Origin of the sequence: Paenibacillus apiarius, from assembly GCF_017052585.1 — a bacterium.
Taxonomy (GTDB): Bacteria; Bacillota; Bacilli; order Paenibacillales; family Paenibacillaceae; genus Paenibacillus_B; species Paenibacillus_B apiarius.
The window spans coordinates 396,592-412,019 of record NZ_JAFFHZ010000002.1 but is presented as its reverse complement, the minus strand read 5'-3'; the positions used below and the strand labels follow the sequence as shown (position 1 = coordinate 412,019).

The window sequence follows — 15,428 nt, the reverse complement described above, 5'->3', positions numbered from 1 at the left end:
CCATTAGATGGCAATTACAGATAAACACCACTGCCGGCAGATCATCACAAAAGCAATCTGCGGTAAAGGTCGCAAGTTCTCCGTCGTCACACATACGGTCACTCCGCCTCATCATCCGACTAGCATATTGGGGGCATGGATTATAAACCATCAATATGAATCGGTGCGGGCAGGAGATGGCATTGAGGTCATCGGTACTTACGACATCAACATCTGGTATTCGTACAATAACAACTCCCAAACGGATGTTGCGAAAGAAACGGTGTCGTATGTCGATCTCGTTCCATTGTCGTATGTCGACCCGAAGCATCGCGCCGCGACGGAGGAAGTGTCGGCGGAAGCGATTCAAGAGCCGAACTGCGTAGAGGCCAGTGTATCGTCAAGCGGAACCGGCGTCATGATTCGCGTAGAGCGTGAGTTCTCCGTGGAAATGGTGGCAGAGACTAAAGTATGTGTACGCGTATGCCCGAACGGTTGCCTTGACTTTGAAGACAAGGACTTCGACTTTGGCAGCCAGGACGACGGATTCGACGATTTAGACCCGGACTTGTCGGATGAGGAGTTGTAGTCATCGCCGCAAGCCCTTCACGTTTGCGGCGCTTTTCTTATTTCTTTCTCCCCTTTAATTCTCAACCAACATGCGCATGGTGGGTGAGTCACGAGCTCTGCGGCAATCTTCAGTCCTCATCTGTTGTACTTCATATGTTAGAATATGCAGCAACATCATTATCGAAGAGGGCGGGAGCCCTCCTTTTTTTTAATTAAATAGTGGTGCTTGACTACCGAATGACTAGAAAGAGGGGGAACCAATTGAAAGCTGAGGCGATTCCTCATTCTATCCAGCTGCTGACCGATGACAACAGGGTCTGTCAAATGTGGAACGGGACCGGAATTCCGGCCGCATTGCATGGGCAATTCAAGGAACTGACGGAATCCGGTCACGGCGGAATCGGCGAAGATTGTCTCGTTGTGCTGTGGATGCGCCATGCTCACAAGCAGGTCGTATTGCAGGAGTTGGCCAAGCGTGCCGTGCGGTTAGGCAGGCAGCACGGGATAATCGTTCTGAACCGCTTCGCTCAGGCATGGAATCATCGCACGATGCGCCTGCGCCTGCGCTCATGGGGGCTTCCGGTAGCGGAAAAAGCGGCATGGTCCGCGCCGTATCCGATTCAGAACAGCCGGCGTTTTGTCCGCACGTTGTGCTTCTGGGTGAATCAATGTGAAGTCGTCGCCGCGGCGCACTGTATGCGGACGCCGCAAGGCGGATACGGCTACCTTCCGGCAGACGATTGGTCACAGCCTCCGTACCGGCGGCTCGGACGTCTGGCGGTTAGAGCGGCTTATGCGCTCGGATGGGATACCGCCGCGATTACCCTCCGCTATCATTCTGCGGATTCGGGGGCTCATGCTGAATGGCCGGCAGGCATGGCGGATGAGCCGCAGGCGGGAGACGTCATCGAGCGGGTAGAGCCGGCTCCGCGGCTTCTCCCGGAATGGGTGATGTCACGGTATATTTCCGCGTGGTCCAAGACGCTTGCCGAAACGGAGAGAAGCCGAAAGGAGCCGAAGAGGACGTTGAAGCTCGGCCTCGATATGGAGCTGATTCTGTATCACCCGGAGCGGCGTAAAATCGTTCCGGCGATCCGGTATTTGCCGCGGGGAGGGGTTGCCGGGTGCGATGCGGTGCGCATCCAAGGCAAAATCCGCTATCCCCTCGTGGAGCTGCGTCCGGCTCCTGCTGCGGCCCCCGCACAGCTGCTGCGGCATCTGCGCGCCGCCATGGCACGGGCTGCCCGCTTAATCCGGGAGAAGGATGCAGATGGCGCGGCGTTGAAGTGGCTCGCTGGAAGCCAACCGCTCGGGAGCTTCGCTCTTGGCGGACATATCCATGTCAGCGGCATCGCTCTTACGAGCGATCTCGTCCGCATGCTTGATACATATGTCGCACTTCCGTTAGCATTGATAGAGGACCCGCATGGGGCTGTGCGCCGGCGGCCGAAGTACGGCACGTTCGGAGACGTGCGGCTGCAGGAGCATGGCGGAGATGGCGGATTCGAATACCGCACGCTGCCAAGTTTCCTGGAGAGTCCGCAATTGGCGCTGGAAGTGCTCTCCTTATTCCACTCCGTCATCGTGCATGGGGCCATGCTGGCGCGAAGAGACAGCGTGCGTACGGAGGTTGTGCGGCGCTACTATCGGGGCGGCGAAGGAGAGACGGTCACAGAGCTGCGGCCGTTGGCGCTTGCGCTGCTTCAAGAAGTGCTGGATGCGTTGGATAGCGGTATGGGCGGCGGTATGGAGGGTGATTCCCGGCTTGTACGCGCGGATATTCTAGCGATCCGTTCCTTGTACACGCGAATCGACACTGGCTGGCGCTGGAATGAGAATGAAGACATCCGTGCGGCATGGCTGCATGACGGCATGGCGAATCGCATGGAAGCGGAGCATTTGAACATGTACGAATATTGAAACGATATGCGGCGTGAGTATATGCTCTTTTTTTGATATAATATAACTCTATTCATGGTAGCGGAGGTTGCTTATGGCGAAATATACGCCGATGATTGAACAATATTTGTCGATTAAACAACAGGTTGAAGACGCATTTTTGTTTTTCCGTCTCGGGGATTTCTATGAGATGTTCTTTGATGACGCCATTCGGGCGGCCAAAGAATTGGAGATTACGTTAACAGGCAGAGAAGGCGGCGGGGAAGAGCGCATTCCGATGTGCGGAGTGCCTTATCATTCCGCCGAAAACTATATTCAACGCTTGATTGAAAAAGGATATAAAGTCGCGATATGCGAGCAGGTGGAGGATCCGTCAGCCGCGAAAGGCGTCGTGCGGCGCGAAATTGTGCGCATCGTCACGCCGGGCACCGTCATGGAAGGCAAATTGATTGACGAGAAATCGAACCATTACTTGGTGTGCCTGACCGGGCATGGGGATGCCAACGCATTGGCTGCCTGCGACTTGTCTACGGGGGAAATGGTCGTGACTTCGGCCCCTGCATCCCATTCATGGCTGCTGGATGAGCTGAATGTGTACATGCCAACTGAAATTATCGGCTCAAGCGGGCTGCTGGAGCAAGCGGAGCCGATCGCGAAGGCTTGGAATCAAGCGGTGCTCTTTACTTCATGGACGCGCATGGATGACTCGCTCGCGCGCAAGCAATTCGGAGAGGCGGAGCTGACCCGCTTGGAGCCCGAGCGCCAGCAGGCGGTAGCGATGCTCATGGCTTATTTGGCGGAAACGCAGAAGCGCTCGTTAAGCCAATTGACGCAGATCCGCACATACGAGCCGGACCAATACTTAGTGCTTGATTCCTTTACGCGGCGCAATCTGGAGCTGACGGAGACGGTGCGCGAACGGGCGAAGAAAGGTTCCTTGCTCTGGCTGCTGGACCGCACGGAGACATCCATGGGGGCGCGTCTTCTGCGCCGCTGGATCGACAAGCCTTTGATGAACCGCCGCGCTATCGAGGAACGCCTCGAAGCCGTGGAGACACTTTACAATCAGATGATTTGGCGCGAAGATATCCGCGAGCAATTGGCTTCCATATATGACTTGGAGCGTTTGGTCGGCCGCATCGCCTTCGGTACGGCGAACGGGCGCGATTTGGTGGCGTTAAAAGCATCGCTGCACAAAATTCCCGCCTTGAAGCAGCTCTGCGCGGAGACGTCCTCAGCGACGCTCCAAGCACGGGTGGCGGAGCTTGATTCGTGTGAAGATATCGCGGAATGGATTGATCACACCATCGTGGACGAGCCTCCGATCTCGGTTCGTGACGGCGGCTTGATCAAGCCAGGCTGTGACGATTATCTTGACCAGCTGCGCGAGGCGAGCGTGAACGGCAAGCGGTGGATTGCGGAGCTGGAACGGAGAGAACGGGAAGCGACGGGCATTAAGTCGCTCAAGATCGGATACAACAAGGTGTTCGGTTATTACATCGAAGTAACGCGGTCCAATCTGGCTTCGTTGCCGGAAGGGCGGTACGAACGGAAGCAGACGCTTGCCAATGCGGAGCGCTTCGTCACCGCAGAGCTGAAGGAGAAAGAAGCGCTCATTCTGGAAGCGGAAGACAAGATGGTCGGCCTTGAATATGAGCTGTTCAGCGAATTGCGGCAGCGCATTGCCGAGCACATTCGCCGATTGCAGACACTGGCGGAGACGGTGGCCGAGATCGATGTGTATCAATCGCTCGCCAATGTCAGCGCTGCGCGGCGTTTTGTCCGTCCGCAGCTTATTGAGGGCTATGAGATGCATATTGATGCGGGACGGCATCCTGTCGTGGAGGCGGTTATGCAGAGCGGCAATTTCATGGCCAATGACACGCTGCTGAACGAGACGGAAGCCGGCATGCTGCTCATTACGGGGCCGAATATGGCCGGGAAGAGCACTTATATGCGCCAAGTTGCGCTTATTTCCATTATGGCGCAGATCGGCTGCTTCGTTCCGGCGGAACGGGCGGAGATGCCGATTATCGATCGCATTTTTACCCGTATCGGAGCGGCGGACGATCTGATTGGCGGACAGAGCACGTTCATGGTCGAAATGATGGACATCCAAGTGATGACGGCAAAAGCCACTCGCCGGAGCCTCGTCATCATCGATGAGCTGGGACGGGGAACCTCGACCAGCGAGGGGATGTCCATCGCGCAAGCCGTTATCGAATTCGTGCACGATGAGATTGGCTGCAAAGCGCTCGTCTCGACTCACTTCCATGAGCTGGCGCATTTGGAGGAGCGATTGCCCCATTTAAGAAATGTGTGCATGGCCGTGAAGGAAAGCGGCAACCAAGTCGCTTTCCTGCGCAAGCTGATTCCGGGCGCGGCGAGCACCAGCTACGGCATCTATTGCGCCCGTCTTGCGGGTATTCCGGATTCGATTATCACGCGCGCATACGATCTGCTGAAGCAGTATGAGCCTCGCTCGGCTGCGGAGCCCTTGACAGATGCTGCGCCAGCTGAGGAGGCACAGGCGAGCGTTAACGGAGTGGAGCAGCTGTCGCTGTTCGGTTGGAGCGAATCGGCAGCTGCGGCAGATCAAGCGGCAGCTGCCGCAACCGCGCATGACGCCGCTCAGGCCGGTGGCTTTGCGCAAGATCAGCCTGCAGTTCAGACGCCGCATCCTGCCTCCGATGCCGTTGCGGCAGGCGAAGGGGCACAGCTCATCCGCGAGCTGCAAGAGGTGGACGTCTTGTCGATGACGCCGCTCGAAGCGATGAACCGGCTCCATGATTTGATGAGACAAGCCCGCGCGTTGAAGCAATGACAGCCGGGCGGCGAGAAATACGGTAGTCAAGCTTGTTGAATAGGGAGGTATTCGAGCGTGGCGGTCATAAAAATATTGGACGAGCATATAGCTAACCAGATTGCGGCGGGAGAGGTGGTCGAACGGCCATCATCCGTCGTTAAGGAGCTAGTGGAAAATGCCATTGACGCCGGCAGCACGCGCATCGACGTGACGGTCGAAGAGGGCGGGCTGCAGCTTATCCGAGTCAAGGACAACGGCTCTGGCATTGGGGACGATGATGTGGAGAACGCGTTCCAGCGGCATGCGACCAGCAAGATTGTAACCGGCAAGGATCTGTTCGCCATTCGGAGCCTTGGCTTTCGCGGCGAAGCGCTGCCGAGTATTGCCGCCGTGGCCAAGGTGGACGTCGTGACAGCCACCGATGACAGCGGACTGGGACGGCGGCTTGTCATCGAAGGCGGAACCGTCAAGACGCTGGAGCCGGCGCAATCGATGCAAGGCACGGAATTTACGGTGCGCGAGCTCTTTTACAATACGCCCGCGCGCTTGAAATATATGAAGACGATTCAGACCGAATTGGGGCATATTTCCGATCTTATCTACCGTCTGGCATTATCGTATCCGAACATTGCCTTCACTTTGAAACATAACGATAACACGCTCTTGCAGACGATCGGCAACGGTGACTTGCTGCAGGTTATCGCCGCTGTATACGGCGTTCATACGGCTAAGGGCATGATGAAGGTGACGGCGGAGCATTTGGACTTCGAGCTGGAAGGATATATCGGCAAGCCCGAAATGACGCGTTCGAACCGGAATGCGATGTCGTGGTTCGTTAACGGCAGATATGTGCGCAGCTTCCCATTGAATCAGGCCGTGTTGCGCGCTTATCATACGCTGCTGCCGATCAATCGCTTTCCTATGGTTGTGCTGCAGACGCGGATGCATCCGACGCTCGTCGATGTGAACGTCCATCCGGCCAAGCTGGAGGTGCGCTTCAGCAAAGAAGCCGAGCTGTGCGAATTCGTCGAGAGCACGCTGAGGGAGCTGCTGCTGAAGCAGCAGCTGATACCGAAGGCGGCGCCGCCGAAAGCGAAGGTGCGCACTTTCGTGGAGCAGACGGAGCTGCAATGGGCCTCTGCCCCGACGGTGGACGCCAACAATGAACCGCAGCTGAAGCCGATGGGGGCGTTGATTCCTTCGCCCGGCAGCAATGGCGAAAGCTCGCCGCCTGCGACTAATGTCCCTGAGGCGAAAGCAGGGGCTGTTGCGGCTCAGGAAGCATCCGGTTATGCGGTGGACATGAACATACAGGCTGAGACGAAGGCGGCGGCAGTCGCTCCCCGTGTTGAGCGGGAATCGGCTGTTCCAAAGAACAGCGCCATTCCTGTTCAACCGCATGAAGCGGTTGAGAGCCGCGGAGTTGTTCCACACGATGCAGGGAAGCAGCAGATCGCCGCGACTAGACAGAGCGAACCGCCTCGGCTTCCTGTTGACACGGGTGCGCGCGCTTCTTACGTGCATGAACCGAAGCCGCGGTACGGGGAGCGGGAAGAACGCGGCTTCCGCGATCGAGTTCCGCCTCCTGCCGCAGGCAGCATGCCGAAGAAGAGCGGAGACGCATGGAAGGAATGGATGGATAGCGGCGATGGGTCGGCGGAAGCGGCTTTGCCGCCCTTTCCGGCACTGTCGTTGATCGGACAGCTGCATGGGACTTATCTCATAGCCTCCAATGAAGAAGGGCTGTACCTTATCGATCAGCATGCGGCGCATGAGCGCATTAATTACGAATATTACTATGAGCAATTCGGCCAGCCGGCTCAAGCGTCCCAAGAGCTGCTGCTGCCGATTACGTTGGAATTCACGCCGTCGGAAGCAGCGCGCATTCGTGAGCGTATGCATCTGCTCGAGCAGATCGGCATGCAGATGGAACCATTCGGCGGACAGACGTTTCTGGTCAGATCCCATCCATACTGGTTCCCGAAGGGGCAGGAAACGGCGATCATTCAGGAAATGACGGATTGGGTGCTGGGCGAAAAAGCGCCGGATATTGCAAAATTGCGCGAAGCGTCGGCTATTATGTGCTCCTGCAAAGCGTCGATTAAAGCGAATCAGAGACTGTCCGATGCCGAAGCGGAGACGTTGTTCGCCCGGCTCGCCACGTGCCGTCAACCGTACACGTGCCCGCATGGCAGGCCGATAGTCGTGCGTTTTACAACCTATGATTTGGAAAAAATGTTCAAGCGGGTTATGTAAAAGGGCTGAATAACCCCTAAAAGGGCGGTATTTGTGTTTCCCTTTCCATAGCGTATATAATGAGGAGGAGCTAATGATTGTCACAACGGGCGATTCCACGTCCCCGCATACGAAAGAACGCGCTCGCCATATGGCGGATGCTTTCGGGCATGTATATGCCGAGCGGCGCAAGCAATCGCTTACCGGATTGGCACGGAAATACGGCGATGATGAATTTTTAATCTACACGAATGACAACGTGCGCTACAAGCAGCTGGGGGTTACGGAATTGACCTACCATCCCAGCATGGCGTTTGTGCGCGCAAAGCGGATTCTCAGCGGTGAAGCCGACACGATGATCAGGGCAAGCGGCGCGGCGCAAGGAGACGAGGTGCTTGACTGCACGGCGGGATTTGCGGCGGATGCACTCGTCTTTGCCGTAGCGGTGGGAGCTGCCGGGCGAGTTGTCGCCGTGGAGAGCGAGCCATCCTTGTTCGCGCTGGTGCATGAAGGATTGCAGCTGTATGCGAGCGATGTGGCAGAAGTCAATGAGGCGATGCGCCGTATTGAATTGCAGCGCGCAGATCACCTCCAGAAGTTGAAATCGATGCCCGAACGCTCGATGGATATCGTATATTTCGATCCGATGTTTCGGGAGCCGGTTACGCATTCATCAGCGTTTAATCCGATGCGGACGATGACGAACCAGGAAGCGCTGACTCGTCAAGCGATTGAGGAAGCGATGCGCGTGGCGAGGAAGAGAGTAGTCATGAAAGAGCTGCGCCGCAGCCCGGAGTTTGCCCGGCTTGGCTTTAACCGCGTCGTCCAGACGGGATCGAAATTAGCTTATGGAGTGATTGATATTGCCGACAACAGCATCGTTTAATAAACCAAGGCTGCTCGTACTCGTCGGCCCGACGGCTGTCGGCAAGACCCAGCTGAGTTTGAGCGTTGCCAAGCATTATGAATGCGAGATTATTTCCGGCGACAGCATGCAGGTGTACCGCAAGATGGATATTGGTACGGCCAAGCTGCCGATACAAGAACGTGGAGGCATCCCTCACCATATGATGGATATTCACGACCCGGACGAAGCTTTTTCCGTGGCGGAATTTCAAGAGCGCGGCCGGACGCTTATCCAACAGATTACCGCGAGGAATCATCTTCCGTTCATCGTAGGAGGAACTGGTCTTTATGTCGAATCTCTCTGTTACGGATTTGTATTCGGCGACAGCAGCTCCGACGAGGAATTCAGGCAGCAAATGGCGGATTACGCTGCTTCGCACGGCTCGGAAGCGCTGCATGAGAGGTTGAAGGCAGTGGATCCAATAACGGCGGAGCGTCTGCATCATAATGATCAGCGGCGTGTCATCCGGGCGCTTGAAGTATTCCATCTCAGCGGAGAGCCGTTATCCTCTCAATTAGCCCGTCAAAAGAGAGAGTCGCCGTATGATTTATGCATGATCGGTTTGACAATGGACAGGCAGATGCTTTATAAACGAATTGAGGCCCGAATCGACATCATGCTGCAGGAAGGCTTGATTGACGAAGTTCGCCAATTGCTGGAACAAGGCTATTCGCGTAATCTTGTATCCATGCAAGGATTGGGATACAAGGAAATTGCCGCTTACTTGGAAGGCGAAATGTCGTTGGATGCCGCAGTCGGACTGTTAAAGCGAGATACGAGGCGGTACGCCAAGCGCCAGCTGTCTTGGTTCCGCCGAATGACAGAGCTTGAATGGGTTGATGTTACCGACTCGGAGCGGACTGACGAACATTTCACACAAATTTGTAAGATCATAGCAGGAAAGTTTCGGTAAGAGGTTGAATATATTTCAACACAATCTCATGATTATTGGGGGTACGGACGATGAATAAATCTATTAATATCCAAGACACTTTTTTGAACCAATTGCGTAAAGAAAGCGTTCCAGTGACGGTGTACTTAACGAATGGATTTCAAATCCGCGGCGTTATCCGCGCATTTGACAATTTCACGATCGTCATTGACAGCGATGGACGTCAGCAGATGGTGTATAAGCACGCCATCTCGACGTTTACGCCGCAGCGTAACGTATCCCTGATGCAAGATCATCAGAACGAGGCGTAAATGCTTCACGGAGGGGCAGACAGAAATGAAACTTTTTGCCCCTTCTTCACGTCTAAATAATTGAGCCCGCTGCCGAACAACCCTGAAGGGTTGTTCTTTTCATTACGGGTCATATTGGGTATAGGGAATAGAGATTTACCATTCTACAGAGAAAGAGAGAGAAATTCGAGGAGAATAAGGGAGTCGAATGTAGATGACGAAAGATAAGGATACAACACAGCTTTCTCGCACACGGACGCCGGCGAAAGGAAAGCCGAAGCAGCCGCAGCCGAAGAAGCGCAAGAAATGGTCATGGAGAAAAACGTTCTGGTTAATGTTCTTTACGGCCGCGTTCGCGATTTTCTGCGCAGTAGGCGGATACTTGTTCATTCTGTTGAACGGCGAACGCCTCATGCAAGATTATAAAGACGCGGACATGTTCCAGTTGGCCGAAGTCTCCACCGTCTATGATATAAACGGCAATGAATTAGCCAAGCTTGGAAAGGGAATCGAGCATAGGGAAATTGCGGAGGCGAGGGAAATACCCGAGGAGCTGCGCAACGCGTTCATCGCCACGGAAGACCGGCGGTTCAAAGATCATCAAGGCGTCGATTTATGGTCGATCGGCCGCGCAATGGTCAAGGACGTTGTAGCAAGGCGGCTCGTGGAAGGCGGCAGCACGATAACCCAGCAGCTTGCGAAAAATATGTTCCTGACGAGCGACAAGACCTTCTTCCGGAAGGCGACCGAAGTGTCCATCGCGTTGGCGCTGGAGAATCACTTCACGAAGGAAGAAATATTAACGATGTACTTGAACCGGATATACTTCGGTAAAGGGGCTTATGGAGTCAAAGCGGCGGCAATCAAATATTTTGATAAAGAGGACTTGACTCAGCTTGAAGTGTGGGAGATGGCCACGCTGGCGGGAATACCAAAAGCTCCGTCCCACTATAATCCAATCGACAATCCGGAACGCTCGAAGGAGCGCCGCCAGGTCGTATTGAAGCTTATGTATGAACAGGGCTACATTACCGAGCAGGAAATGAAGGACGCTTCGGAAGTGGATTATACGCCGAAAGAGTCGAAGGACGGCACGCAAACGGACCAAAACGGAACGGATGCTTACCAATCGTTCCTCGATTACGTGGTGAAGGAAGCGGTCGAAAAGACCGGATTGACCGAGGATGAGTTGAACCGCGGCGGTTACCATATTTACACGACGATGGACGCGTCTGCGCAGCGCATTATGTTTAACGCTTTTAACAATGATGAATTGTTCGAAAAGAGCAAGGACGATATTAAAGTGCAAGGAGCCATGGTCATCACGGACCACAAGAACGGGGCGATTATGGCGATGATGGGCGGACGCGACTACATTACCAAAGGGTTGAACCGCGCAACGGTTCAACGCCAGCCAGGATCGTCGTTCAAACCGATCGTCAGCTATGCGCCCGCAATGGAGACCGGAGAATGGTTCCCGTGGTCCAAGCTGAACAACGAGAAGCAATGCTTCGGCAGCTACTGTCCAAGCAACTTGGGCGGCTATAGCTCCACGATGGAGATGAAGGAGGCCGTCAGGCGATCCGTAAATATTCCGACCGTGTGGCTGTTGAATGAGATTGGATTGAAGACGGGCTTTGATTTTGCTAAAAATATGGGCTTCCCGTTGACGAAAGACGATTATAACTTGTCTATCGCTCTGGGCGGGATGACGCACGGCGTATCGCCGCTCAACATGGCTGAGGCATACAACGCGTTCGCGAATGGCGGCAATTATTATCCGGCCTACTCCATATCCAAAATTACGGATCGGAAGGCGCATGATTTCTACGTGTATCATGTGCCGAAGGCGAAGCGCGTAATGAGCGAGAAGACGGCTTACTACATGACCGATATGCTGCAGGAAGTGGTGAAGAACGGCACAGGCAAGCAAGCGCGCATCGATGGACGCCAGGTGGCGGGCAAGACGGGGACGACGCAGCACTCGGTGCCGGGATATAACGGGAATGGCGACCGCGATGCATGGTTCGTCGGCTATACGCCGGAATGGACGGCCGCGGTCTGGATGGGGTATGACAAGACCGACCGCGACCACGTGCTGCACGAGAGCAGCCGCGTTCCTTCACGCATGTTCAGTGAAGTGATGGGCAAGGCGCTGAAGAGCAAGCAGTCCGGTTCCTTCAACAAGCCGGATAAGGTCGAAGAGAAGCCGGAAGCGGTCAAGGCCGTAAGCGGGTTGAACGCTTCGTATTCTGAAAATACGAAGACGATATCGCTGAGCTGGAATGCGGCAGATGGCGATAATATCGTGTACCACGTGTACCGCAAGTCTTCCAAGGATAAAGAATACGCCCGTGTCCTAAGCGGCTTGAAGGTGACCAATGCGGAAGATATCGGCGTATTTCCAGGCGAATCGTACACGTATTATGTAACGGCCGAGAGCAATAACGAAGAATCGAAGAAATCGAATGAAGTTACGGTGCAGATCGAGGAAGAAGAGGTGGAGCCGCCGATCGATCCGATAGAACCGCCAATTGTCGATCCGAATATTCCGGTTGATCCGAACATCCCGGGCCAACCTGACAATCCTGACAATAACGGAACGCCTGATCCAGGCACCGATTCGGGAGATCAAGGCGGGAATCCGGGTGGCGGCGACATCACGATTCCAGGAACGGGGGAGCCTGATCCAGGCGAGCCGATTGATCCGCCGCCTGCGGGGGGCCAAGGCGCCGATAGTGGAAGCGGCGTCCAAATGGATAGCCAAGATAAGGATAACGGACGTCACAACGGGTGGATGAAACGCGACGCCGGCGAAGAACAAGGCGCAACTCCATAGAAGAGGCAATGCGCTAATCCAAAATGAATGTTACAACAAATGCAGCGCGCAATGAAATCATTGCGCGTTCTTTTTTTACAGGAGGGGAAACGCTTGCATCACAACGGCAAACCTAAAGGTTCATTGTGGAAACGCGTGTTCTGGACAGCAGGAGCGTGCATTTTAATCGGATTGATCTGGTTCGGATATACGCAATGGAAAATCGGGGGAGGGGGAGCCTCGAGCCTCGCAACTTCTTCGCAGCCGACCGAAGTAGGAATTGTATTGGGAGCCTCGCTATGGAAAGACAAGGTCAGTCCGGCGCTGCAGGAACGGTTGGAGCTGTCCTTGGAGCTATATAAGCAGGGGAAGTTCGAATATTTCATCGTTACCGGCGGCAAAGATCGTCCTGATGCGCAATTGAGCGAAGCAGAGGGAATGGCGAACTATTTGATTGAGCATGGCGTGGAACCGAGCCGGATTGAGCTGGAGAAGCGGGCGACAAGCACGCTGGAAAATTTGAAGTTCAGCCAGAACATTATGAAGGAAAAGGGCTGGAAGAGCGCAACGATTATGACGCACGACTTCCACGGGGCCAGATCCTATGAAATTGCAGACGCGCTTGGTTATGAACATCCCGATCTTAAAACGACGGAAAGCAAGGTATTGTACCTCCCTTGGCACCGTACCCGCGAGTCGCTTGCTTACACGAAATGGAAATGGGACGAGCTATGGCTGCGCTAAACTGCTAATAACCTGTACGACGCTAGAATATATTGAACATCAGGAAGATTTCTTTTGCAAGTCACGGATCTAACCGAGGAATCCTGATGGGAGGTGTAACTGGTGTCTGACGATAACCGTCTAATCACGACTCAAGCCAGAAAAATAAATGTAGTTTTTAAAAATTTTCCTCCCGAACCCATTCGAACTGTTGAAGACATGCCGTCTAAAGAAACAAATCAGCATACGGAGGCTTTTGCGGAGATCTTCAAAGAGCTTGATGAGATGATTGGACTGGAAGAAGTGAAGGAACTGGTGTTCCAAATATATGCGATGCTGCAAATCAAGCAGCTGCGTAAAAACGAAGGGCTCCAGGTTAATTCCCAAGTGTACCATATGTTATTTAAAGGAAATCCGGGCACGGGCAAAACGACAGTAGCGCGGATTATGGCTAAAATGTTTCAAAAGCTCGGCATGCTGAGCAAAGGCCACCTGATGGAGGTGGAACGGGCCGATCTGGTCGGCGAATATATTGGGCACACGGCGCAGAAGACACGAGAAGTTGTGAAAAAAGCGCTCGGGGGCATTTTGTTTGTGGATGAGGCCTACAGTTTGGCGCGCGGCGGCGAAAAAGATTTCGGTAAGGAATGTATTGATTGCCTGGTAAAGGCAATGGAGGATCATAAGAATGATTTCATCCTTATTCTTGCCGGCTATCCCAAAGAAATCAACAATTTATTAAAAACCAATTCTGGCCTGCCGTCGCGGTTTCCGATTCATGTCGAGTTTCCCGACTATACGACGGATCAATTAGTGAAAATCGCTTATAAAATGGCATTTGAAAGAGAATACATCATTCTTACCGAGGCCACAAATAAGATTAAAGAGCAGCTGGCTCAAGAAAAACATATAAATCATAATTTCAGCAACGCTAGATTTGTCCGCAACCTCATCGAAAAAGCGATCAGAAATCAAGCGGTCAGATTAATCAGGAAATCGAAAAAACTAACGAAAGAGGACTTGACCAATCTTACATATGAAGACTTCCTAATAAGCGAAAAAAACGAAACTGCTGGAATGGAAAAAATATATAATATCTAGGGGATAAATGAATGGTTGTCTGAGAACGGTTTGATAAAATTATGTGATTTTAGGAAAAAGAAGGTATTAAACGGTGCGTGTGGAACTAATCTATGTAGTGGCAACCATTTATTAGGAGGTAGTTCCATATGTCCATTGCCGTGTCAAAACAATTGAATGATTCCGAACGATTGCTGCGCATGTTTGCAGGAAGTATCATATCACAAACGGTATATGCCGTAACCGAATTGCGCATCCCCGATTTGCTGGCAGAAGGACCGCGCACTTGTCAAGAGCTGGCCGCGCTGACACAGACAGAAGCATCTATGCTGTACCGTACGATGCGTTTCCTTTGCGATGAGGATATTTTCAGGGAGACGGAAGAACAAACGTTTGAATTGGGACCGCTGGGACCGCTGCTTCGCTCCGATATGCCCGATTCTTTGTACGCGCACGCCCTGATGTATGGGCAGCCATGGCACTCGCAGCCTGCCGGTCATTTTCTGGAATCGCTGACCAAGGGGATTTCCGCATTTGAAGCAAAGTATGGCACGAATATATTCAGTTATTTAGCCAAACATCCAGAGGCCGAGCTTATTTTCCAAAACTCCATGACCGCTTACTCGCGGAGCATCATTCCATCCATCTTGTCAGCTTATGATTTCTCTCCATTCGATAAGGTCGTCGACATTGGCGGCGGACACGGGATATTAATGGAGCAGTTGCTTACATCCTGTACGCAAGCCAAGGGGATTGTTTTCGATCAGCCGGCTGTCATCGAGGGCACAACACAATTCATGAAGCAGTCGGGTCTGGAAGAAAGATGCGTGTGCGTCGGCGGCAACTTCTTCGAAGCTGTGCCGGAGGGGGGAGACGCCTACATGATGAAGCACATTATTCATGACTGGAGCGATGAAGAGTCAGTCTCGATTCTGAGCAATTGCCGCAGTGTCACGAAGAAAGACGGCAAACTGCTGCTTTTTGAAATCGTGCTTGGATCAGGCAATGAGGCTCATTTTGGCAAGCTGCTCGATATGGAGATGCTCGCGATGTCAACGGGGAAAGAGCGGACGCAAGCGGAATATGAACGTTTGTTCCAGCAATCGGGTTTCCGGCTAAATCGGATAGTGCCGACCTCTACTCATGTATCAATTATCGAAGGCGTGCCCAATTAAGGAGAAGTGAGCAATCATCATGGTATAGTTCAGCCTGTCGAGACCTCTCGGCAG

Annotated in this window: 11 protein-coding genes; all 11 read left to right on the top strand. The window is 53.5% G+C overall.

Translation table 11 applies throughout. The features are described 5' to 3' along the window. Window positions 1-7: 7 nt before the first annotated feature. The 11 genes from JSQ80_RS27865 to JSQ80_RS27815 all read left to right on the top strand — a co-directional run bounded on the left by JSQ80_RS27865 (window position 8) and on the right by JSQ80_RS27815 (window position 15,374). Window positions 8-568: an outer spore coat protein CotE gene (locus JSQ80_RS27865; RefSeq protein WP_206098028.1), complete on the top strand. Its 561-nt coding sequence runs from the start codon at window positions 8-10 to the stop codon at window positions 566-568. A gap of 242 nt (window positions 569-810) precedes the next feature. Next, window positions 811-2,469 carry a putative amidoligase domain-containing protein gene (locus JSQ80_RS27860; RefSeq protein ID WP_206098027.1) on the top strand — a complete coding sequence of 553 codons (1,659 nt, stop codon included), beginning with the start codon at window positions 811-813 and terminating at the stop codon, window positions 2,467-2,469. Window positions 2,470-2,542: 73 nt separating this feature from the next. Next, on the top strand, window positions 2,543-5,272 hold the full coding sequence (gene mutS, locus JSQ80_RS27855) for a DNA mismatch repair protein MutS (RefSeq protein WP_206098026.1): 2,730 nt from the start codon (window positions 2,543-2,545) through the stop codon (window positions 5,270-5,272). A 57-nt stretch (window positions 5,273-5,329) separates the two neighbouring features. Further along, window positions 5,330-7,510, top strand: coding sequence for a DNA mismatch repair endonuclease MutL (mutL, locus tag JSQ80_RS27850; RefSeq protein ID WP_206098025.1), 2,181 nt, complete (start codon window positions 5,330-5,332; stop codon window positions 7,508-7,510). A 73-nt stretch (window positions 7,511-7,583) separates the two neighbouring features. Further along, on the top strand, window positions 7,584-8,375 hold the full coding sequence (locus JSQ80_RS27845) for a class I SAM-dependent methyltransferase (protein ID WP_206098024.1): 792 nt from the start codon (window positions 7,584-7,586) through the stop codon (window positions 8,373-8,375). Beyond that, the gene (miaA, locus tag JSQ80_RS27840) at window positions 8,353-9,309 is read left to right on the top strand and encodes a tRNA (adenosine(37)-N6)-dimethylallyltransferase MiaA (protein ID WP_206098023.1); all 957 of its coding nucleotides are present in this window, start codon (window positions 8,353-8,355) and stop codon (window positions 9,307-9,309) included. Before JSQ80_RS27845 ends, miaA begins: the two co-directional genes overlap by 23 nt. A gap of 50 nt (window positions 9,310-9,359) precedes the next feature. After that, window positions 9,360-9,599: an RNA chaperone Hfq gene (hfq, locus tag JSQ80_RS27835; RefSeq protein WP_019420440.1), complete on the top strand. Its 240-nt coding sequence runs from the start codon at window positions 9,360-9,362 to the stop codon at window positions 9,597-9,599. Between the two features lie 193 nt (window positions 9,600-9,792). Continuing rightward, window positions 9,793-12,417 (top strand): transglycosylase domain-containing protein, encoded by a 2,625-nt coding sequence (locus JSQ80_RS27830; RefSeq protein WP_206098022.1) that lies wholly within the window; start codon window positions 9,793-9,795, stop codon window positions 12,415-12,417. A gap of 93 nt (window positions 12,418-12,510) precedes the next feature. Then, window positions 12,511-13,140 (top strand): YdcF family protein, encoded by a 630-nt coding sequence (locus JSQ80_RS27825; protein ID WP_206098021.1) that lies wholly within the window; start codon window positions 12,511-12,513, stop codon window positions 13,138-13,140. A gap of 102 nt (window positions 13,141-13,242) precedes the next feature. After that, window positions 13,243-14,220 carry an AAA family ATPase gene (locus JSQ80_RS27820; protein WP_206098020.1) on the top strand — a complete coding sequence of 326 codons (978 nt, stop codon included), beginning with the start codon at window positions 13,243-13,245 and terminating at the stop codon, window positions 14,218-14,220. 128 nt (window positions 14,221-14,348) lie between these two features. Further along, complete coding sequence (locus JSQ80_RS27815) at window positions 14,349-15,374, top strand: methyltransferase (RefSeq protein ID WP_206098019.1); 1,026 nt, start codon at window positions 14,349-14,351, stop codon at window positions 15,372-15,374. The last annotated feature ends 54 nt before the right edge of the window (window positions 15,375-15,428 follow it).